This window comes from Nonomuraea sp. NPDC052265 (assembly GCF_044547985.1).
GTDB lineage: Bacteria > Actinomycetota > Actinomycetes > Streptosporangiales > Streptosporangiaceae > Nonomuraea.
The window spans coordinates 33,286-52,643 of record NZ_JBIUBJ010000037.1 but is presented as its reverse complement, the minus strand read 5'-3'; the positions used below and the strand labels follow the sequence as shown (position 1 = coordinate 52,643).

Here is a 19,358-nt window from a genome sequence, read left to right as displayed (position 1 = left end):
CCTTCACGCACAGCCTGTTACAGGATCGCGATCACCAGTACCGTCGCCGGCCGGGTAGCGCTCCGTCACCGCTCCACAACCTTTGATCCAGATCCCTGGAACGCCCCCAGGGCGAGGACTCCGACCGAGGAGCCGGGAGCAGGGAGAGACGCATGAACCTGAGACGCGCGTTCGGCACGGTGGCGGGGCTGGCGCTGGCCGCCGCGGGGATGGCGGGGCTGAGCGGGCCCGCGTGGGCGGCGCCGCCCATCGCCACCCCGACCACCTGTACGTTCCAGACGTTCAACACCGGGAACTACCTGACGGCGGTGGGCGGCGGGGGCCGTACGACCGACGTGATCCACAGCGACGCCACCCAGGCGCGGTCGTGGGAGTTGTTCCGGCTGCAGTGCGGCCTCACCACCGTGCCGAACGTGCAGGGCTTCGACGACGGCGGCGCGCGGAACTCCATCGCGGGGGCGGGCCTGACCGTGGGGGCGGTCACGTTCGACAACACCTGTGTGGACGTCCGCGGGACCGTGCTGTTCAGCAGCCCGGGCGCGGGGGCGACCGTGGCGCGTGGCTCGGCGGTGAACCTGACCGAGTCCAGCGGGGTGGACCGCAACGGACGGCCCTGCGTCCTGAAGTGATCCCGTCCGGTCAGGCCGTCCGGGGCGACCTCACGTCCTCGGGCGGCCTGCCGTGTTGGAGTGGCCGGCTGCGTCCGGGGGTCGGTGTGGGTCAGCCGGGGGTGTCGGCGCCGCGCCCCGCCTGCCAGGGCAGGCGGTTCTCCAGCTCGACCTCCAGCGAGAAGCTGAGGAAGGTCCGTACGAGCACGATGAGCGCGAGCACGCCGACGCTCACGAAGGTCGGCGACACCGCCACGGTACGGATGATGTCCCCGGCCACCAGGAATTCGAGCCCCAGCAGGATCGCCCGCCCGAGGCCCTGCCGGTAGGCGCGGTAGACGTCGTGCGGAGCCCGTCCCTCGCGGAGTCGCAGCACGAAGGACACGGTGGCGGTCAGCGCGCCCAGCACGATGATCGCCACGCCCGTGAGATCGACAGCCTGGCCGATCGTCTCCACGATCCGCGCGAAGTCCATGACCACCCTCTTTGTCCCGCCTTCAGCAAGGATCAGCGGCCCCCGCCCCGCACCCTTCCCCGACACGCCGCACCAGCCACCCTCTTTGCCGGGAACGCTCCACGGATCTCGAACAGGAAGGAGGCGGGCTCGCGTGGGAAGCCACGCGGGGGCCGGACGGGGGAGAGGGGCGGGCCGGGCCAAGAGGTCAGGGCGCCCGACCGGGGTGGGCCGGGACAGGAGGTCATGCGTGCCGGATGGGGGCGGGCTTTGGGTGAAGGGCGATGTGCGGTCGGGCGGGGAGAGCCCGCCGGGCACGCGTGCTCGTGGTCGTACCTGGTTCAGGAACGCGTTGAAGTTGCGGCTCACCTTGACCGAGGCGATGAGCTCGCACGGGACGCGCAGGTCGAAGTACGCGTCGTGGCGGATGCGCAACTCCTCCGCGGTCACGACATGCCGCCGGGTGGCGGACGCCGCCCCGAGGGCCAGTACGAACAGGAGCCGGTAGACATCGCCTGAGCCGCAGCGCGAAGCTGGCCAGGTTCCTGTGCTCCGCTCTCATGAGCATGCGTACCTGCGGCGGGACCAGAGGGTCGGCGATCGTCCTCAGCGCGTCCCTTGGCGCGGCGCCGACCTCGACATCCTCTACGTCAGGGCTCCTGGTGGGACGCGTCGGTGGCAAGGGAGTCGAGCCAGTGGGTCAGGCGGGTGCCCTGGCGGGTCATGATCTCGGGGTCGCGCAAGGCGTTCGCCAGGAGCGACATCCCCTGGTACGCGCCGACGAAGGTGAGCGCGAGATCGTCGGCGTCCGGCAGGCCGAGGGCGCGGAACTGGCGCTCCGACCAGTCCAGGAGCAGCCGCATGACCCGGCCCGCCTCGACGTCGAGGCCGCCCTCGGCGCGTTTGTCGAGCTCGGCGGCGAGTGTGCCGGTGGGGCAGCCGTACCGGGCGGCGATGTCGCGCTGGCTCACCCAGGCGTCCACCATGGCCTTGAGGCGGGCGCGCGGATCGGGGAACCGGTCGAGTTCGGTGGTGAGCCCGGCCAGGTGGCCGGCGTGCTCGGACAGTGCGGCCAGGACCAGTTCGTCCTTGGTCTTGAAGTAGTAGTACACGTTCCCCACGGGCACGCCGGCGGCTTCGGCGATGTCGGCGATGGTCGTCCGCTCGACGCCCTGCTCGTGCAGGACGCGGGCGGCGGCGGCCATCAGCCTGCGCCGCTTGTCGGCCCCCCGGGCCCGTGTCCTCGTTGAGTCAGTCACCCAACTCACTATACGGCCGGGACGGCCGTGACGAGTGCTTCTCCGGCTGGATCGGCGGCGCGCGGCGCGATCGGACCGGCGTGGGGCGCGGCGGTGACGGGCTTGGACGTGGTCGCGCGCGGGCGGGTGGGCGGCTCGGATCGGGTGGAAAGGGGCCTTCGCGGGCTTCTCCCGGCGACGTCGGGGCTCTGGTCGTTGGCGTGTGGGCTGGTGAGGCGTGGGGCGGGCTCGCATGCCGGCCATCGGCCCAGGAAGGGGCGCGGTTGTGGCGGGTGGGCCACATCGTGCTTACCTGGGACGTGCCGAGGCGCAAGACCGCCGCTGAGGGGTAGGAACGGGCGATGTCCGATGTCGCCGCCGATGTGCCGGATGCGGACAGTGGTGGCGCCGAGCTCTGGATCCCCCTTATGACAGAGTTAGCGATCAACGTCCAACGTCTGCCGGGCTGCCATGTCGTGCACCTCGACGGCGAGCTCGACCGCGTGACCCGGATGCCCCTGGCCCGTACCCTCGCGGAACTCCTGGAGGCGGACCGTCCGAAGGTCGTGATCGATGTCACCGACCTGGCCTTCTGCGACTCGTGCGGCCTCTGGGCCCTCATCGTCGGCCAGCGGCAGGCCGAGCGGCGCGGCGGCACGGTCCGTCTGGTCGGGGTGCACGGGCCGCTGGCGCGCCTGCTGGACATCACCCGGCTGTCGCGTCTGTTCCCGCCGGAGGACGTCCAGGCCGAGGCCGCGGTCTGGGCCAAGCCGCGCGGCTGGCCGTCCTGACCGCCGAGGACGTCGGCGGTCGCCGAGCCGCGACAAGCGCCGAGCTCCCGAGCAAGGACGGCTGCCGGGCCAGGCCGGAGCGCCAGGTCACCAAGCCGGCCCGTCAGGGGCTGGTGCGAGGGCGCCGGGCCGCGGCGGGAGTGTCAGGCTAGGACGGTGGTGAGGGGGCCGGGTCGGGGCCGTGGGGATGAGATTCGTTGATCATTTGATACAGCTGATGGTCGGGCCCCAGCCGCCAGCCGAGCAGCACCAGCAGCTCGCGCACCGTGGACGAGGCGTTCTGCAGCACCAGCCGTCGCGGCGGCGGCAGGTCGGTGGCCGTGCTGATGATCAGCCGCAGCCCGCCGGCGTCGATGAAGGTAAGCTCGGACAGGTCCAGATGGATGTCGGTCTCGCCGATGCGTAACGCCCACGCCAGCGCTCGGGCCAGTGCGGGCCGTCCTTGGTGGTCGATCTCGCCGCGCACGCGCAGGCCGAAGGGGTGCACCATGGGCAGCACGTCGGCAGGGTCGCCGGTTTGGTCGGTCATCGAAATCACACCTAAATGCGGTCGTCTCAGGGCAGAGCCGAGCCGCGCCACGTCCCGGATCAAGGGAGGGGACGGGCGCCCCTGACAGATCGCCGAAAACAAGAGCGCCCGGCGCGCCGCGCGTCCATTCAGCGTCGGCACATCGGGCAGAGGGAGAAGCAGATGTCGGGCGATCGACTCTTTCCGCCAGGCACCGGCCAGGTCACCGCGGCGTGGGCCGCCGGTGAGCTGGACGGGTGCGCCCGCGGCGCGCCCGGCTCGGCTCGTTTACTCGGTCGCCTTACTCTCTGCCCTCGATCGGGCGCTTTACGCCGCCGTAACCCCCGTACACGGTAGGGGCAAGCCATGCACGCACCCTTCCACCTGCGGTGCACCATCACCAACAATCTCGCGCTCACCCGTGATCTGGTCCGCGTCTACGCCCGTCACGCGGGGCTGTCCGGCGCGCGGCTCGACCACCTGGTGCTCGCCGTCAACGAGGCCGCCGCGAACGTCCTGGAGCACGGCGGCGGCCATGGCACGGTGACGGCGTACACCGACGCCGCCGTCCTCACGGTCGAGGTCTGCGACACCGCCGGACGCCTGCGGGCCGAGCATCTGGCCGACGCCCGCCTCACGCGTCCCTCGGCCTCGGGACGGCGGCTCGGGCTGTGGCTGATCCACCGGCTGTGCGACGAGGTCGGCATCGACCATCCGCAAGGAGGCAGCAGGCTGCGGCTGCGTATGCGCCTGCCCATGGCCACTCATCTGCGTCCCTGGCAGGGCGGCGACTCCTCGCCCGCGGTCAGCTAGCCGCGGTGATCCGCCCAAAAGGGCGGTGAGCCGGCGGTGAGGACGCGGTGAGTCGCCCCCGCCACTGTTGACCTGTCTCCGCGACCGCGGAACACAGGCCACACAGGTGGGGAGCGAACAATGGGCATGCTGACCGGTAAGACCGCGCTGGTGACGGGCGGTTCTCGGGGCATCGGCCGGGCGGTGGCGCTGCGGCTGGCCGCCGAGGGCGCGCTGGTGGCCGTGCACTACGGGGGCGACGACGAGGCGGCCAAGCGGACCGTGGCCCAGATCGAGGACGCCGGCGGCCAGGCATTCGCCATCCGCGCCCGCTTCGGCACAAAGAACGCGGAGGGCGCGAACGGCGTCGAAGGCGCGAACGGCGCCGAGGACGTAAGGGGCGCCGAGGGTTTCCTGGGCGGGTCGGGTGTCCAGGGGGTGGTGGACAGGCTGTTCGAGGGGCTGGCGGTCGGGCTGGGCGGGCGTGGGCTGGACATCCTGGTCAACAACGCGGGCATCGCCTCGGCAACCCCGATCGCCCACCTGACCCCGGACGAGTTCGAACGGGTGATGACCATCAACGTCACCACCCCGTTCTTCGTGATCCAGCGCGCCCTGCCGCTGCTCAACGACGGCGGACGCATCGTCAACATGGGTTCGACGGCCAGCCGGTTCGCCGTCACCACGCAGATCGGCTACACGATCAGCAAGGCGGCCCTGGAGGCGATGGCCCCGACGCTCGCCAACGAGCTGGGCCGGCGCGGGATCACCGTGAACACGGTCGCCCCCGGCGCCGTACGGACCGACATGACCGCGGGCTACACCTCCATCCCCGAGGTGGTGGCCGGGCTGGAGTCCATCACCGCGCTCGGCCGGCTCGGCGAGCCCGAGGACGTCGCCGACGTGGTCGGGTTCCTGGCCGGTCCGGCGGCGCGGTGGGTGACCGGCCAGACCATCGACGTCTCGGGTGGGACGTACCTCGGCCCGCTGGCCTGACGGAGCCTTTGAACACTTTACCCATCCCTTACGGAGAGTGCATATATCCGGACACAGCGCTTGCATAGCCTGATTTCATGGGAGATATCCCCCACGCGCCGCCGCCCCCTCCCGGCCCGTCGAACGCCGACAGCGGCCGCGGTGGCGGCGGCGGTGGCGGCGGTGGCGGCACCGATGGTCTGGCTCGTGACGCGCACGCGGGCCCGGCTCGTCACGCGCACGCGGACCGGGCCCGTGACGCGCATGTGGACAGTCTGCTGCTCGGCGCGGCCATCAGCACGCAGGCGCACGTGTGCGTGCTCTTCGTCCTGGCAGAGGACGGGCGCGTGCTGATGATGGAGGCCGAGTCGGGGCTCCCCGAGCCCTTCTCGCGCTCGTGGGTCCTGATCAGGACGACCGACCAGTCGCCGGTCGCGCTGGCGGTGCGGCAGCGTCGGCTGGTGTGGGTGCCCGACCGTGAGGCCATGGCCCGCGAGTTCCCGCTCGTGGCGCTCGCCTTCCCGTACGGGTTCGCGCTGGCCGTCGCGCCCCTGATCGACCGCGACGGCGAGGTACGAGGGGCCGTGCTGCTGCTCTGGCCGCCCGCCCCGGCCGGCCGGCCCACCAGGCAGCACCTCGACGTCCTGACCGCCACCTGCGCGGACCTGGCCGAGATCGTCCCGCGGGCGAACCGGCCGGTGCCGCCGGGTCACCAGCCGCGCGTGCTGACCAGGGAGCCGCCCGGCGGCGACGACTTCCTGCTGACCTGCCTCAACCGGCTGCCCGAGGGCTACTGCATGCTCGACGTCGAGGGCCGGCTCGTCCTGCTCACCGCCCCGGCCGAGGAGCTGCTCCAGGCCGACGCCGACGAGCTGATCGGCAGGCGGCCCTGGGACGTCCTGGCGTGGCTGGGCGAGCTCGCCTACGAGGACCGCTACCGCGCCGCGGTGGTCAGCCAGGAGGTCACCTACTTCACCACCCGCAACCCCGGCGGCCAGTGGCTGGCCTTCCACCTCTATCCGGGCCTGGCCGGCGTCACCGTGCGCGTCACGCCGAGCACGATGGCCCGCGACCCGCGTCCCGTCATGCCCGACCAGCTCGCCGCCGCCGACCGGCCGCCGCGCCTGGTCGCGCTGCACGAGATGCTGCACCTGGCCACCACCCTGGCGCGGGCCGTCACCGCCCAGGAGGTGATCAACCTGGTCGCCGACCACGTGATGCCCGCCTACCACGTGCAGGCCCTGGCCATCCTCACCTCAAGGGGCGGGCGCATGCAGGTGGCCGCCTCCCGCGGGTACAGCGAGCAGGCGATCGAGGAGTACGACGGCCAGCCCCTCATGCACCTGTCGCCCGACCACCCGCTGGCCGCCGGCGCGCCGGCCTTCTTCGGCACCTGGGCCGAGCTGCGCGGGACGTACCCGGACGCGATCAGGTCGGACGACATGTCGGCCTGGGCGTTCCTGCCGCTGACCGTCGGCGGGCGTAGGGCGGGCATGTGCATCCTGGCCTACGACCGTCCCCACCGCTTCACCGCCGACGAGCGGGCCAGCCTGACGGCCCTCGGGGGGCTCATCGCCCAGGCGTTCGAGCGCGCCCGCCTCTACGACGTCAAGCACCAGTTCGCGCAGTCCCTGCAGTCGAGCCTGCTGCCGCGCACCCTGCCCGGAATCCCCGGGCTGGAGGTGGTCGCCCGCTACCTGCCCGCCACGCCCGGCATGGACATCGGCGGCGACTTCTACGATCTCATCCGGCTGGAGGAGACGGTGGCCGCCGCCGTCATCGGCGACGTCCAGGGGCACGACGTCACCGCCGCCGCGCTGATGGGCCAGGTGCGGACGGCCATCCACGCCCACGCGTCCGCGGGCGCCAACCCCGGGGAGGTGCTCGGGCACACCAACCGCCTGCTCAACGAGCTGGCCCCGGACCGGTTCACGAGCTGTCTGTACATCAGCATCGACCTGGGCCGCGGGACGGCCTGCGTGGCCAGCGCGGGCCACCTGCCGGCGCTGCTGCGCCGGCCCGGGGAGCCCGCCGAGGTGGTGGAGCCCGACCCCGGGCTGCTGCTCGGCATCGAACCGGGCACCGAGTACGCCACCACCCAGCTCGCCCTGCCGCCCGGCTCGGTGCTCGCCCTCTACACCGACGGGCTCATCGAGGTCCCCGGACGCGACCTCGGCGAGGCCATCGGCGGTCTGGCCGCCGGGTTCGCCCCGTCGCCGGATCAGCCGCTCACCGACCTGGCCGAGACCATGATCGGAGCGGCGGCCGTCGAGCACCGCGCCGACGACATCGCCATGATGCTCCTGCGCACCAGCCGGATCTGAGCCGCGCCGGCCCTGGTCAGGCGCGCCACTCCGGGGTGCGTTCCTGACTGGCCTGGGACAGGGCCTCCCTGACGCCTTCGGCGTCCTTGTCGGTGGTGTAGACGGGGCTGCCCGGCTGCTGCCGCCACGACTCGTCGAGCCCGCCGGCGTCGACCGGATCGAAGCCGAGCGCGTCCACCAGGCCCATCACGATCTTCTTGCCGCGCTCGTCGTCGGCGGCCACGGGCAGGGCGATGCGTCCGGGGGTGCCGGAGGGACGGCCGCCGTGGCCGAGGTGGTCGGCGAAGATGTTGTTGAACGCCTTCACCACCGGATGGCCGAGCTGCTGCTCCACCCACCGGCTCTCCGGCATCCCGGCCTCGATCTCGTCGATCCTGCCGTCGCGCTGGGGGTAGTAGTTGCCGGTGTCCACGACGGTCAGGCCGCCGGTGACGTCGCCGAACAGGTCGTCGGGCAGCTCGGGCACCTTGCCCTGGGGGATCGTGACCACGACCAGGTCGGCCCCCTGGGGCGCCTCCTCGACGGTCACCGGCGTCGCGCCGGTCTCGGAGGCCAGGCCGGCCAGGGTCTGGGGACCCCGCGAGTTGGCCACCGCCACCTCGTGCCCCAGCTCGGTGAGGCGCCGGGTGAGCGTGCCGCCGATGTTCCCCGCGCCGATGATGCCGATCTTCATGCCCGCCCCCGGATTGTCCGCCAGCTACTGTTCGCCAGGATATCGCCACAGACTGTTATCGCTGGTCGGAGGCTCTGTCGGCGCGCCGGACCGGCCCCGGGCCGGATTCCTGGCGGCAATTCCATCGGCGCGGCTGGCATCAAGTGGTCAGCGGCACGCAACTTCCTGGTCGTCCCCCGGCGGAATCTGCGCGCGGTGAACCCGCACACTGGATGCCATAGGCAGGCAAACGGACGTTGGAGGGCCGAATGGGAAATTCAGCATTACGATCCGTCTCGCGCGACGCCGAGCGGCGTGAATTCGTTAATCACGCGGGCGGGACTCGTCCGCATATCCAGCTGATATCCGACGAGCCCGGGATCCGGGGGTTGTTCCGCTACCGGCCCGAGGCGGCCGAACCGCTGACCCTGCTCTCCGAGGTGCTGCTGTGCGGGGACAGCCCGCTGACCCGCGGCGAGCGCGAGCTGATCGCCGCGTACGTGTCGTCGCTGAACCGGTGCCGGTTCTGCTTCCACACCCACGCCGCCTTCGCCGCCGTACGGGTGCCGGACGGCATGACGCTGGTCGACGAGACCTGCGCCGATCCGGCGGCGGCCCCCCTTTCCGGCAAGCTCAAGGCCCTGCTGGCCATCGCCGGGGCGGTCCAGCGGAGCGGGCGGGAGGTCGGCGACGAGCACGTGCGCGCGGCCAGGGCCGAGGGCGCCACGGACCTGGAGATCCACGACACGGTGCTGATCGCGGCGGCCTTCTGCATGTACAACCGGTACGTGGACGGCCTGGCCACGCTGGCCACCGACGACCCCGGCCACTACGCCGACAGGGCCCGCCTGACCAGCGGATACGTGAAGGTGTGGAACGACGAGGCGCTGGACGAGGCCGGCTGAGCGGCCCCGTCCCGCGCCGTCGGGCGTCGTGCGGTCAGCCGAAGAACTCGTCCACCGAATAGGGGTCGAGCGGGAAGCTCCAGCGCTCGCTGATCTTCCCGTCGGTGATCCTGAACAACTGCATGCCGCGGTCGTTGAGCGAACGGCCTTCGCGCTCGCCGCGGATGCGCAGGACCGCGGCGACCTGGTCGCCGCCGACGAGATAGGACTCCGGCTCCAGGCGCAACGTGCCGGTGGTGGACTGCAGCAGCTCGGCCAGGTAGCCGAGCACGGCTTCCTTGCCGGAGTAGTCGCGGGCCATCGGGCCGCGACCGGGGACATGGAAGATCACGTCGTCGGCGAGCAGCCGGCGAAGGTCCTCCAGGTCGCCCTTGGCAATGGCGTCGTAGGTATTGCTGGCAACGGTGATGTGGGGATGCTCATCCATGACGACCGCCCAGTCACAAACGGGGTTTAGGTGGCGTCCGTGACATTACGCGCGTCAGTTGCAGGAGACAAGAAGGAGGCGGATTAAAGGAGATCTTGCGCAATTTGCAGGAGTGTGCAGACTAGGAGAAAACCGCATCGATGGGAGCTTGGATGCCCCATATCGCCCTCGATTCCGACGAGCCAGGGATCCGCGGACTTTTCCAGTTCAGCCCGGAGACGGCCGCGCCGATGAACGCGCTGGCCGAGGTTCTTCTGCGTGGTGACAGCACGCTGAGTCGTGGCGAACGGGAACTGATCGCGGCCTACGTGTCGGGGCTCAACGAGTGCCGGTTCTGCACGGCCTCCCACGCCGCGTTCGCCGCCGCCCAGCTCACCGAAGGGATGACGCTGGTCGACCAGGTCCGCGCCGACCCCGACACGGCTCCCGTCTCGCCCAGGCTCCGCGCCCTGCTCGCCATCGCCGCCGCCGTGCAGCAGAGCGGCAGGAACGTCACCGACAAGCTGGTGGCCGCGGCCAGGGCGGAGGGGGCCACCGACCAGGAGCTGCACCACACCGTGCTGATCGCGGCCGCGTTCTGCATGTTCAACCGGTACGTCGACGGCCTGGGCACCCACGCCCCCGACGACCCCGCCGGGTACGAGCTGGCCGCCCAGCGCATCCTCGCGTACGGCTACACGACCGTCCCACCGGCGGCGGGACAGCAGGGCTGATGGCCGAGGAACACCACCGGTTCCTGATCATCGGTGCGGGGCCCGGCGGGCTGCAGCTCAGCTACTTCCTGCAGCGCGCCGGGGCCGACTACCTCACCCTGGAACGCGAGGACGCGCCCGGCGGCTTCTTCCGCCGCTACCCGCGCCACCGGCGGCTCATCTCGCTGAACAAGGTGCACACCGGCGAGAAGGACCGGGAGATCCAGCTCCGCTGGGACTGGAACTCCCTGCTCAACGACGAGCCCGACCTGATGTTCCCGCAGTACTCCCAGGAGTACTTCCCGCACGCCGACGACCTGGTCCGCTACCTCGCCGACTTCCAGCGCGTCCACGGGCTGCGGGTGCGGTACTCGACGGCCGTCGAGCGCGTGGACAAGGACGGCGAGGGCTTCGTCGTCCACGCCGGCGAGCAGGTCCACCGCGCCGACTGCCTGATCGTCGCGACCGGGTGGGGCGGCCCCCACGTCCCCGACATCCCGGGCATCGAGCTGGCCACCGGCTACGAGGACGTCCCCGTCAACGGCGAGGACTTCACCGACCGGCGCGTCCTGGTCATCGGCAAGGGCAACTCGGCCTTCGAGACCGCGCAGGCGCTGCTCCCGCACGCCGCCGTCATCCACCTGGCCAGCCCCAGCCCCGTACGGCTGGCCTGGACGAGCAAGCACCCCGGCCACGTCCGCGGCCAGTACGGCGCCTTCCTGGACAGCTACTGGTTCAAGACCCTGCACGGCGTCCTGGAATGCACCGTGGACCGCCTCTGGCGCGAGAACGGCGCGATCAGGGCCGCGATCACCTACACGCTGGCCGACGGCGAGCAGGCGCTGCTCGACTACGACGCCGTCCTGCGCTGCACCGGCTTCACCATGGACACCGGCCTGTTCGGCGACTCCTGCCGTCCCGCGCTGACACCCAGCGGGCGGATGCCGGCGATCCGCCCCGACTTCCAGTCGGCCGACGTCGAGGGCCTGTACTTCGCCGGCACCCTCATGCAGGCCCGCGACTTCAAACGAGCCTCCTCGGCGTTCATCGACGGCTTCCGCTACAACCTGCGCTCCCTGACCGCCCTGCTCCTCGAACGTTACGAGGGCAGGCCGCTGCCCGTCCGCGAGCTGCCCGCCGACGCCGACGCGCTGACCGGGTCGATGCTCGACCGGGTCAACCACAGCTCGGCGCTGTGGACCCAGTTCGAGTACCTGGCCGACGCGTACGTGCTCGGCCCCGGCGGCGTCGTGCGCCACTACGAGGACCTGCCGGAGGACTACGCCCGCGAGCGCTTCGCCGACGCCGGGCTGTGCCTCACGCTGACCCTGCGCTGGGGGCCGCGCGACCGCGCCGACGTGTTCGCCATCCAGCGCCACCCCACGCCCGAGCGGGCCGACGAATGCGCCTTCCTGCATCCCGTCGTCCGGGCCTGGCGGCACGGCGAGCCGGTCGCCGAGCAGCACCTCCTGGAGGACCTCCAGGCCCGCTGGCGCGACCCGGCCCGCCACGCCGAGCCGCTGCGCGCGTTCCTGGCCGCCCGGCTTCAGCCGTAGGAGCCGCCCGGTTTCAGCGTTCGGAGGAGAAGCGGGCCACGAGGTCGTCGACCACGTCGGCGAGCGCCCCGCGCCGGGCGTGCGCGGCCCGCTGGCGGTCGGCGCCGCCGCCGCCCTCGCGCAGCAGCCGCCACCCCTGCCGGGCCGCCTCCAGGTCGCCGGAGGCGGCCAGCGCGGGCCCGGCGTGCTCGAGCAGCTCCGCCACCAGCTCGGCGACCGGCCGCGCCGCGCCCGTGAACGGATCGACGCCGGACCCGCCGAGCCCGTCCCTGGCGGCCCGCCAGTAGGCCACGCGCAGCAGCTCGCCGGGCACCTCGGGGCCCGGGTCGCCGTCCTCCACCCTGCGCAGCGACACCGTGACCAGCGCCCGCACCACCAGCGCGAGGAACACCGACTCCCGCGTGGAGGCGGGCACGTCGGTCACCCGCACCTCCACCGTGGGCAGCCGGGCCGACGGGCGCACGTCCCAGAAGAGCGTCCCGGGGTCGACCAGCGCGCCGCTGGCGGTCAGCGCCGCGACCGTGCGCTCGAAGTGCTCCAGCGACCGGAAGTACGGCGGCGGCCCGGCCACCGGCCACTTGCCCCAGGCCAGCACCCGCCACCCCGCGTAACCGGTGTCGCGACCGGCCCAGAAGGGCGAGTTGGCCATGAGCGCGAGCAGCACCGGCAGCCACGGGCGCAGGTGGTTGCAGACCAGCACGGCCTGCTCCCGGTCCGGCACGTGGATGTGCACGTGACCGGCGCAGATGGCCTGCTCGTCGTGCAGGGCCCGGTAGTTGTCGATGCCGACGCCGTACCGGGCGTGCTCGGTGATCGGCGGCGGGACGACGTCGCCGATCACCGGCGTGCCGGAGGCGACCACGGCCAGGCCCTCGGCGCGCGCGGCGGCGGCCACGACCTCGCGCATCCGCCGCAGCTCGCCGTCCAGCTCGGCCCGGCTCGCGCAGGGCGCCGTCTTGGCCTCCACCTGGAACTGCGTGATCTCCGTGCAGACCCGGTCGCCCAGGCCGGTCGCGGCGCGCTCGACGACGGCCGCCGCCCCCGGCACCACCGCGCGGGTGGCCGGATCGACGATCAGGTACTCCTCCTCGACGCCCATCAGGCGGGCGGTCGTGCCGCCGGAGGTCTGCCGTAACGACTCGGCGGTAGCCGTCATGTCCACTCCACTCCACTGCTGCACTCGACTGCGGAAACGCTGCGTCCGATCCTGCCCTGCCGGGCGCGGCAGGAGGGCCGAATGGCGCACTCGCCCCGGGGGAATGGCTCTCCTGGCCGCACTACCCCGCATCGAGAGGAGGGCCCGCCCGTGACCGCGACCATGTCCGTGGAGGAGGCCGGGCACGTGTTCGCCACGCCCGCCGCGTACGCCGACGAGACCCGGCTGCACGAGGCCCTGGCGCTGCTGCGCCGCGAGTCCCCCGTGCACCGCGTGGAGGTGCCCGGCTACAACCCCTTCTGGGCCGTCACCCGGCACGCCGACCTGCTGGAGATCGAGCGGAACAACGCCCTGTGGCTGAGCGCCCCGCGTCCCGTGCTGCGCAGCGCGGAGATCGACGCGCGCCTGGCCGAGCAGCGGGCGCGCGGAACCGGCCTGAAGACGCTCGTCCACATGGACGACCCCGAGCACCGCGTCGTGCGCGCCATCGCCACCGACTGGTTCAGGCCCCGGGCCATGCGCGCCCTGGAGGTACGCGTACGCGACCTGGCCCGCCGCTACGTCGACCGGATGGCCGCCCACGGCGGCTCCTGCGACTTCGCCCGGCAGGTCGCCGTGCACTACCCGCTCTACGTCATCCTGTCGCTGCTGGGCCTGCCGGAGTCGGACTTCCCGCGCATGCTGCGGCTCACCCAGGAGCTGTTCGGCCAGGACGACAGCGACAACCGGCGCGGCGGCACCGCCTCGGACCACACCGCCGTGCTGGCCGACCTGCTGGCCTACTTCCGCGAGCTGACCGCCGCCCGCCGGGCCAGGCCCACCGGCGACCTCGCCTCGGAGATCGCCAACGCCCGCGTGGACGGCCGCCCGCTGAGCGACCTCGACGCCGCCTCCTACTACGTGATCATCGCCACCGCCGGGCACGACACCACCAGCTCCACCATCGCCGGCGGCCTGGAGGCGCTCATCCGGCACCCCGGCGAGCTGCGGCGGCTGCGCCGGGACCCCGGGCTGCTGCCGCCGGCGGCCGAGGAGATGATCCGGTGGGTGAGCCCGGTCAAGGAGTTCATGCGCACCGCCGCCGCCGACACGGACGTACGCGGCACGCCGGTCAGGCGGGGCGAGTCGGTGCTGCTGTCGTACCCGTCGGCCAACCGGGACGAGGAGGTGTTCGCCGAGCCGTCCCGGTTCGACGCCGGCCGCGACCCCAACCGCCACCTGGCCTTCGGCTCGGGCGTCCACTACTGCCTCGGGGCCGCGCTCGCCCGCATGGAGATCCGGGCCCTGTTCGCCGAGCTGCTGCCGCGGCTGGAGAGCGTCGAGTTCGACGGCGAGCCCGCCTGGGTGGCCACCACGTTCGTGGGCGGGCTCAAGCACCTGCCGATCCGCTACACGCTGCGCGACCGGCCGGGCGGGGCGTGAGCGCGCCCACGAACCCGGGGGCCGGTCAGAACAGCGTCGGGGGCTCGGCGGGCATCGGCTCGGGCAGCGGCCGCAACTCGGGCACCCGGGCGCGGACCTCGTCGTGGAAGCGGCGGGCGAGCATCGGCGCGTCGGCGTTGTCGGGCGTGTGGATGAACACGGTGGGGGAGCGGCCCTCGCGCAGCCACCCGGCGACCGTGGCCACCCACTCCCGCCAGCCCTCCACCGTGGCCTCGACGGAGTCGCGGCCCAGGTAGCGGACGATCGGATGGCCGGTGAGCGCGCGGGTGCGGCGCGGCACGCGCGGCTTCTTCGTCCACGCGTCACGCTCGGCGTCGCTGGTGGGCGGGCTGCGGAACAGCGTCACCGTGTCGAACGGCACCCACTCGGCGCCGGCCGCGGCCAGGACCCGTTCGAGCTGCGCGGCCTGGCGGGCGTCCTCGAAGAAGGCGCGGTGGCGCACCTCCACGGCGTAGCGGCGGGAGCGGGGGAGACGGTGCAGGAAGGCGGCCAGCGTGCCGAGGTCGGCGGGCCCGAAGGCGGGCGGTAACTGCACCCACAGGGCGTGCGCGCGCGGCCCCAGCGGCTCGATGGCGTCGAGGAAGGCGTGGAGGTCCTGCTCGGCGCCGGTCAGCCGGTGGTGGTGGGTGATGGACTTGGGCAGCTTGACCACGAAGCGGAAGTCGGGGCCGATCTGCCGGGCCCACGACTCCACCGTGGCACGGGCGGGGGTGGCGTAGAACGTGGTGTTGCCCTCGACCGCGTCGCACCAGGTGGCGTAGGCGCGCAGGCGCTCTCCCGGCGGGAGCGGATGGGGCAGGAAACGTCCGTTCCACGGTGTGTGCGTCCACATCGCACATCCCACATGAAGCCGCATGCCTCCGACGTTAGCGGAGCCGCCGGGTCCTCAGGGCCCGCCTCCGATGTCCTGGAACGTCACCGTTTAGGCTGGTCGCATGGGCATGGTCGGGACGGTCGGGCTGGTGCTGCATCCCCAGCGCGACTCCAAGAAGGCGATCGACACCATCCTGCGCTGGGCCGCGGAGAAGGGGGCCACCGTTCTCGGGCTGCCCGAGGAGGTCGGGCGCATCGACTGCAGCGCCGTCCCGGTCGACGCGGTCGCCCTCGTCGAGCGGGCCGACCTGCTGGTGGGGCTCGGCGGCGACGGCACGATGCTGCGCACCATGCGGCTGCTGGCCGGCCGGCCCACGCCCATCCTGGGGGTGAACCTGGGCAAGCTCGGATTCCTGGCCGAGATCGACGTCGACGAGCTGGCCGGCACGCTGTCGGCCATCGACCGCCACGAGTACACGATCGAGCCCCGGATGGCCATCAAGAGCGTGGTCGCCGGGGTCGAGGTGACGGCGTTCAACGACATCGCGCTGGTGCGCATCCCCGGCGAGGGGCTGGCCGCCGTGTCGGTCACCCCGTCGGGCAGCCCGTTCGTGAGCCTGTCCGCCGACGCCGTGATCGTGGCCACCTCCACCGGCTCCACCGCCTACAGCTTCTCGGCCGGCGGGCCGATCGTCTCGCCCCGGGTGGAGGCGATCCTCGTGGTGCCCGCCGCCGCCCACTCCTCCTTCAACCGGGCCCTGGTGCTGCCCGCCGACGAGGAGGTGACGCTGGAGGTGCTGCCCACCAGCGGCAGGCTCGCCGTCGAGGTGGACGGCCGGGTCGTCGGCCACCTGTGCCCCGGCGACACCGTCACGGTCACGGCCTGGCCGGGGGCTGCCAAGGTGGTCCGCGTCGGCACGACCTTCTACGAACGCGCCCGCCGCAAGCTGCGCGTGGACGGCAGCGCCGAGGTCGGCTGACCGCGTTCAGCGGCGGTGCCGGGCGGGCCGGGTGAGCGGGCCCTCGGCGCGTACGGGCCTGGTGAACGGCTCGGCGGCCGGCATCTCCTCGTGCCGCGCCCCGCGGGCGGCGACCAGGGCCGACAGCGCGGTCGTGATGGGCACGGCGGCGATGAGCCCGAGCGTGCCCACGACGCTGCGGACGATCTCCTGGGCCACGACCGGCGTGGTCAGCACGTCGCCGAGCGGCTGCGCGCCGATGCTGAACAGCAGCAGCAGCGGCAGCGACGCCCCCGCGTACGCCAGGATGATCGTGTTGATCACCGAGGCGATGTGGGCCCGGCCGACGCGTCCCGCGGCCCGGTACAGGCGGGCGAAGCCGTAGGAGGGGTTGGCCGCGGCCAGCTCGCCCACCGTCACCGCCTGGGTGACGGTGACGTCGTCGAGCACGCCCAGCGCCCCGATGATGATGCTGGCCAGCAGCAGGCCCTGGGTGTCGATCGACAGGCTCATGCCCAGGGTCAGCGCGCTGTCGTCGGTGACGCCGTTGAGCCGGGCCAGGCCGAGTGCCCCGTACGACAGCAGCCCGGTGAGCGTGAGGCTGGCCAGCGTGCCGAGCACGGCCATCGACGTGGTCAGGGAGAAGCCGTGGGTGAGGTAGAGCACGGTCAGCATGATCGCGGCCGAGCCGACGATGGCGACCAGCATCGGCGGCTCGCCCGCCAGGACGGCCGGGATGACGAACGTCAGCAGCAGCCCGAACGTCACCGCCAGTCCCACCAGCGCCGTCACCCCGCGCCACCGTCCGAACGCGATCACCGCCAGCGCGAACGCGCCCCCCAGCAGCCACAACGTCGTGGACCTGTCGTGGTCGGAGAGCTGGTACTCCCCGTCGGCGGCCCGCAGCAGCAGCACGTCGTCGCCCGCCGTGAACCGCTGCGCCCCCGGCCCGCCCGGCAGCCGCAGGGTGACGTCGCGGCCGAGGCCGGGCCCCGAGCCGACCCTCACGGTGGCGTTGCCGCAGGTGGCCGGGTCGGGCGCGGGCATCCCCTCCTGGACGGCCGGGCAGCGCCTGAGCGTGACCGAGATGACCGTGCCCTCGACCCGCTCGACCGCCTGCCCCTCCTGGCCGTCCTGACCGGCGGGCGCCTCCCGCGCGGCGGGCCAGAGCCACACCAGGCAGGCCAGCGTCGCCAGGGCCAGCGGCACCAGCACGGCCAGGCTCGCCACGACCGCCCGGCGCGACGGCGGCGCGGCGGGCGTGCCGTGGGAGTGGCCGTGGCCGTGGAAATGATCGGCGCCCATCGCGTGAAAGATCCTCCTCGGCTTCCGGGACTGCGACAGTAACGCACCGGGCCCGGGGTAGGAGCCGGGTGTGGCGACGCTGGTGGGCACCTCCGGATGGCAGTACAAGGACTGGCGCGGCGTGTTGTATCCGCAGGGGGTGCCGCAGCGGCTGTGGCTGGAGACGTACGCGGCCGAGTTCCCCACGGTGGAGAGCAACAACGCCTTCTACCGCCTGCCGTCGCCGGAGACGTTCGCCGCCTGGCGGGCGCGCACGCCCGACGGGTTCGTGATGGCCGTCAAGGCCAGCCGGTACCTCACCCACATCAAGCGGCTGGCCGAGCCCGAGGAGCCGGTCGCCCGGCTGATGCGGGCCGCGGGGGAGCTCAAGGAGAAGCTGGGCCCGGTCCTGCTGCAGCTGCCGCCCACGCTGCGGGCCGCCCCCGCCCTGCTCGACCGCTGCCTGGGCTGCTTCCCCGGCGGCGTGCGGGTGGCGGTGGAGCCGCGGCACGACTCCTGGTGGACCGGCGAGGTGCGCGACGTGCTGCTCGCCCGGGGGGCCGCGCTGTGCTGGGCCGACCGGCTCGGCCGGCCGCTGACGCCGCTGTGGCGCACCGCCGACTGGGGGTACGTGCGCCTGCACGAGGGCCTGGCCGCCCCCTGGCCCTCCTACGGCGACGCGGCGCTGAGGAGCTGGGCGAGGAGGGTGGACGAGGCCGGCTGGCGGGACGTCCACGTCTACTTCAACAACGATCCCGGGGGAGCGGCCGTGCGCGATGCCCGGCGATTTGCCAGACTCACCTGATGCGCACGCGTCTGTACAGGAACGGCGTCCTCGAAAAGGAGGGCTTCCCCGTCGAGGAGGTCTCCGACCACGTCGGCGACCCCGAGGCCACCATCTGGTTCGATCTGTGCTCGCCCACCCCCGACCAGCTCAACCTGATCGGCGAGGAGCTCGGCCTGCACGAGCTGGCCGTCGAGGACGTGCTCAGCGACCACCAGCGCCCCAAGGTGGACGTCTACGACAACCACCTGTTCATCACCGTGTACGGCATCCACCTCGACGAGGACCGGCTCGTCCCCGTCGAGGTGAACGTCTTCGTCACCCGCAACGCCCTGGTGACCGTCCGCGAGAACGACCGCTTCGACATCGACGAGGTGATCAGGCGCTGGGACGCGGCCTCCCGCCTGGCCTCGCACGGCGTCTCCTTCCTGCTGCACGGCCTGCTCGACCACGTCGTGGACAGCCAGTTCGACCTCGTCCAGGACCTCGACGCGCAGGCCGAGGCCATGGAGGAGACGCTGTTCGACGACGCGCCGCGCGACGGCAGGCAACTCCAGCGCGCCATGTACGTGCTGCGCAAGAACACCGCCAGGCTGCGCAAGATCTCGATGCCGATGCGGGAGGTGCTCGGCACCCTGCTCCGCCGCGACCAGGAGCTCGTGGCCGACCCGGTGATGGCCCCCTACTACGAGGACGTCTACGACCACGTCCAGCGCGTCGCCGAGTGGGTGGAGGCGATCCGCGACATGCTCGCCAACGTCCGGGAGACCCGCCTGGCCCAGCAGGGCTTCCGCCTCAACGAGATCATGAAGCGGGTGACGAGCTGGGCCGCCATCATCGCGGTGCCCACCGCCATCACCGGCTTCTACGGCCAGAACGTGCCCTACCCCGGGGCCGGGGACATCTCGGGCTTCTGGGTCTCGTCGGTGCTGGTGGCGGTGGCGTCCGTGGCGCTGTACGTGGTCTTCAAGAAGAAGGACTGGCTCTGAGCGGCGGG

20 protein-coding genes are annotated in these 19,358 nt (G+C 72.5%); 12 read left to right on the top strand and 8 right to left on the bottom strand.

The features are described from left to right. Positions 1–152: 152 nt before the first annotated feature. Positions 153–629: a PASTA domain-containing protein gene (locus ACIHAD_RS46715; RefSeq protein WP_397361320.1), complete on the top strand. Its 477-nt coding sequence runs from the start codon at positions 153–155 to the stop codon at positions 627–629. A 91-nt stretch (positions 630–720) separates the two neighbouring features. Here ACIHAD_RS46715 and ACIHAD_RS46710 read toward each other — a convergent pair whose 3' ends face one another. Both ACIHAD_RS46710 and ACIHAD_RS46705 read right to left on the bottom strand, forming a co-directional pair. After that, positions 721–1,083 (bottom strand): DUF1622 domain-containing protein, encoded by a 363-nt coding sequence (locus tag ACIHAD_RS46710; protein WP_397361319.1) that lies wholly within the window; start codon positions 1,081–1,083, stop codon positions 721–723. Positions 1,084–1,712: 629 nt separating this feature from the next. After that, entirely contained in the window at positions 1,713–2,321 is a 609-nt protein-coding gene (locus ACIHAD_RS46705) for a TetR/AcrR family transcriptional regulator (protein WP_397361317.1), read from the bottom strand. A gap of 407 nt (positions 2,322–2,728) precedes the next feature. On the opposite strand from ACIHAD_RS46705, the gene ACIHAD_RS46700 reads away from it, so the two are divergent. After that, complete coding sequence (locus ACIHAD_RS46700; RefSeq protein WP_397361316.1) at positions 2,729–3,091, top strand: STAS domain-containing protein; 363 nt, start codon at positions 2,729–2,731, stop codon at positions 3,089–3,091. 148 nt (positions 3,092–3,239) lie between these two features. Here ACIHAD_RS46700 and ACIHAD_RS46695 read toward each other — a convergent pair whose 3' ends face one another. After that, the gene (locus ACIHAD_RS46695) at positions 3,240–3,620 is read right to left on the bottom strand and encodes an STAS domain-containing protein (RefSeq protein ID WP_397361315.1); all 381 of its coding nucleotides are present in this window, start codon (positions 3,618–3,620) and stop codon (positions 3,240–3,242) included. Between the two features lie 345 nt (positions 3,621–3,965). On the opposite strand from ACIHAD_RS46695, the gene ACIHAD_RS46690 reads away from it, so the two are divergent. The 3 genes from ACIHAD_RS46690 (at position 3,966) to ACIHAD_RS46680 (ending at position 7,690) form a co-directional block, all read left to right on the top strand. Beyond that, entirely contained in the window at positions 3,966–4,412 is a 447-nt protein-coding gene (locus ACIHAD_RS46690) for an ATP-binding protein (protein WP_397361314.1), read from the top strand. 120 nt (positions 4,413–4,532) lie between these two features. Beyond that, a complete protein-coding gene (locus tag ACIHAD_RS46685; protein WP_397361312.1) occupies positions 4,533–5,387 on the top strand; it encodes an SDR family NAD(P)-dependent oxidoreductase in 855 nt (284 codons plus the stop codon). 77 nt (positions 5,388–5,464) lie between these two features. Next, a complete protein-coding gene (locus tag ACIHAD_RS46680) occupies positions 5,465–7,690 on the top strand; it encodes a SpoIIE family protein phosphatase (RefSeq protein ID WP_397361310.1) in 2,226 nt (741 codons plus the stop codon). Positions 7,691–7,706: 16 nt separating this feature from the next. On the opposite strand, the gene ACIHAD_RS46675 is transcribed toward ACIHAD_RS46680, so the two are convergent. Beyond that, on the bottom strand, positions 7,707–8,363 hold the full coding sequence (locus tag ACIHAD_RS46675; protein WP_397361309.1) for an NADPH-dependent F420 reductase: 657 nt from the start codon (positions 8,361–8,363) through the stop codon (positions 7,707–7,709). Positions 8,364–8,731: 368 nt separating this feature from the next. Here ACIHAD_RS46675 and ACIHAD_RS46670 point away from each other — a divergent pair, with 368 nt between their 5' ends. Then, the gene (locus ACIHAD_RS46670) at positions 8,732–9,247 is read left to right on the top strand and encodes a carboxymuconolactone decarboxylase family protein (RefSeq protein WP_397361308.1); all 516 of its coding nucleotides are present in this window, start codon (positions 8,732–8,734) and stop codon (positions 9,245–9,247) included. A gap of 34 nt (positions 9,248–9,281) precedes the next feature. Here the strand turns inward: ACIHAD_RS46670 and ACIHAD_RS46665 are convergent, their stop codons facing one another. Continuing rightward, the gene (locus ACIHAD_RS46665) at positions 9,282–9,674 is read right to left on the bottom strand and encodes a nuclear transport factor 2 family protein (RefSeq protein WP_357695590.1); all 393 of its coding nucleotides are present in this window, start codon (positions 9,672–9,674) and stop codon (positions 9,282–9,284) included. 152 nt (positions 9,675–9,826) lie between these two features. On the opposite strand from ACIHAD_RS46665, the gene ACIHAD_RS46660 reads away from it, so the two are divergent. Continuing rightward, the gene (locus ACIHAD_RS46660) at positions 9,827–10,387 is read left to right on the top strand and encodes a carboxymuconolactone decarboxylase family protein (RefSeq protein WP_397361307.1); all 561 of its coding nucleotides are present in this window, start codon (positions 9,827–9,829) and stop codon (positions 10,385–10,387) included. Further along, entirely contained in the window at positions 10,387–11,922 is a 1,536-nt protein-coding gene (locus ACIHAD_RS46655) for an NAD(P)-binding domain-containing protein (RefSeq protein ID WP_397361305.1), read from the top strand. The genes ACIHAD_RS46660 and ACIHAD_RS46655 overlap by 1 nt, the downstream gene beginning before the upstream one ends. Before the next feature lie 13 nt (positions 11,923–11,935). Here the strand turns inward: ACIHAD_RS46655 and ACIHAD_RS46650 are convergent, their stop codons facing one another. Beyond that, on the bottom strand, positions 11,936–13,078 hold the full coding sequence (locus ACIHAD_RS46650) for a glutamate--cysteine ligase (RefSeq protein WP_397361304.1): 1,143 nt from the start codon (positions 13,076–13,078) through the stop codon (positions 11,936–11,938). A gap of 150 nt (positions 13,079–13,228) precedes the next feature. Here ACIHAD_RS46650 and ACIHAD_RS46645 point away from each other — a divergent pair, with 150 nt between their 5' ends. Further along, positions 13,229–14,500 carry a cytochrome P450 gene (locus ACIHAD_RS46645; RefSeq protein WP_397361303.1) on the top strand — a complete coding sequence of 424 codons (1,272 nt, stop codon included), beginning with the start codon at positions 13,229–13,231 and terminating at the stop codon, positions 14,498–14,500. A 25-nt stretch (positions 14,501–14,525) separates the two neighbouring features. Here ACIHAD_RS46645 and ACIHAD_RS46640 read toward each other — a convergent pair whose 3' ends face one another. Continuing rightward, entirely contained in the window at positions 14,526–15,353 is an 828-nt protein-coding gene (locus ACIHAD_RS46640; RefSeq protein ID WP_397361302.1) for a DUF72 domain-containing protein, read from the bottom strand. 103 nt (positions 15,354–15,456) lie between these two features. On the opposite strand from ACIHAD_RS46640, the gene ACIHAD_RS46635 reads away from it, so the two are divergent. Further along, on the top strand, positions 15,457–16,314 hold the full coding sequence (locus ACIHAD_RS46635; RefSeq protein ID WP_397361301.1) for an NAD(+)/NADH kinase: 858 nt from the start codon (positions 15,457–15,459) through the stop codon (positions 16,312–16,314). A gap of 6 nt (positions 16,315–16,320) precedes the next feature. Here the strand turns inward: ACIHAD_RS46635 and ACIHAD_RS46630 are convergent, their stop codons facing one another. Beyond that, the gene (locus tag ACIHAD_RS46630) at positions 16,321–17,598 is read right to left on the bottom strand and encodes a YibE/F family protein (RefSeq protein WP_397361300.1); all 1,278 of its coding nucleotides are present in this window, start codon (positions 17,596–17,598) and stop codon (positions 16,321–16,323) included. Between the two features lie 70 nt (positions 17,599–17,668). Between ACIHAD_RS46630 and ACIHAD_RS46625 the strand changes: the two genes are divergently transcribed. After that, positions 17,669–18,382: a DUF72 domain-containing protein gene (locus ACIHAD_RS46625; protein WP_397361299.1), complete on the top strand. Its 714-nt coding sequence runs from the start codon at positions 17,669–17,671 to the stop codon at positions 18,380–18,382. Beyond that, positions 18,382–19,350 (top strand): magnesium transporter CorA family protein, encoded by a 969-nt coding sequence (locus ACIHAD_RS46620; RefSeq protein WP_397361298.1) that lies wholly within the window; start codon positions 18,382–18,384, stop codon positions 19,348–19,350. The genes ACIHAD_RS46625 and ACIHAD_RS46620 overlap by 1 nt, the downstream gene beginning before the upstream one ends. Positions 19,351–19,358 lie beyond the last annotated feature (8 nt).

Bases quoted from the DNA above. Each gene is read 5' to 3' on its own strand.
- ACIHAD_RS46715 (WP_397361320.1), top strand. From the start codon at position 153: ATGAACCTGAGACGCGCGTTCGGCACGGTGGCGGGGCTGGCGCTGGCC.
- ACIHAD_RS46710 (WP_397361319.1), bottom strand. From the start codon at position 1,083: ATGGACTTCGCGCGGATCGTGGAGACGATCGGCCAGGCTGTCGATCTC.
- ACIHAD_RS46700 (WP_397361316.1), top strand. From the start codon at position 2,729: ATGACAGAGTTAGCGATCAACGTCCAACGTCTGCCGGGCTGCCATGTC.
- ACIHAD_RS46695 (WP_397361315.1), bottom strand. From the start codon at position 3,620: ATGACCGACCAAACCGGCGACCCTGCCGACGTGCTGCCCATGGTGCAC.
- ACIHAD_RS46690 (WP_397361314.1), top strand. From the start codon at position 3,966: ATGCACGCACCCTTCCACCTGCGGTGCACCATCACCAACAATCTCGCG.
- ACIHAD_RS46685 (WP_397361312.1), top strand. From the start codon at position 4,533: ATGGGCATGCTGACCGGTAAGACCGCGCTGGTGACGGGCGGTTCTCGG.
- ACIHAD_RS46680 (WP_397361310.1), top strand. From the start codon at position 5,465: ATGGGAGATATCCCCCACGCGCCGCCGCCCCCTCCCGGCCCGTCGAAC.
- ACIHAD_RS46675 (WP_397361309.1), bottom strand. From the start codon at position 8,363: ATGAAGATCGGCATCATCGGCGCGGGGAACATCGGCGGCACGCTCACC.
- ACIHAD_RS46665 (WP_357695590.1), bottom strand. From the start codon at position 9,674: ATGGATGAGCATCCCCACATCACCGTTGCCAGCAATACCTACGACGCC.
- ACIHAD_RS46660 (WP_397361307.1), top strand. From the start codon at position 9,827: ATGCCCCATATCGCCCTCGATTCCGACGAGCCAGGGATCCGCGGACTT.
- ACIHAD_RS46655 (WP_397361305.1), top strand. From the start codon at position 10,387: ATGGCCGAGGAACACCACCGGTTCCTGATCATCGGTGCGGGGCCCGGC.
- ACIHAD_RS46650 (WP_397361304.1), bottom strand. From the start codon at position 13,078: ATGACGGCTACCGCCGAGTCGTTACGGCAGACCTCCGGCGGCACGACC.
- ACIHAD_RS46640 (WP_397361302.1), bottom strand. From the start codon at position 15,353: ATGTGGACGCACACACCGTGGAACGGACGTTTCCTGCCCCATCCGCTC.
- ACIHAD_RS46635 (WP_397361301.1), top strand. From the start codon at position 15,457: ATGGGCATGGTCGGGACGGTCGGGCTGGTGCTGCATCCCCAGCGCGAC.
- ACIHAD_RS46630 (WP_397361300.1), bottom strand. From the start codon at position 17,598: ATGGGCGCCGATCATTTCCACGGCCACGGCCACTCCCACGGCACGCCC.
- ACIHAD_RS46620 (WP_397361298.1), top strand. From the start codon at position 18,382: ATGCGCACGCGTCTGTACAGGAACGGCGTCCTCGAAAAGGAGGGCTTC.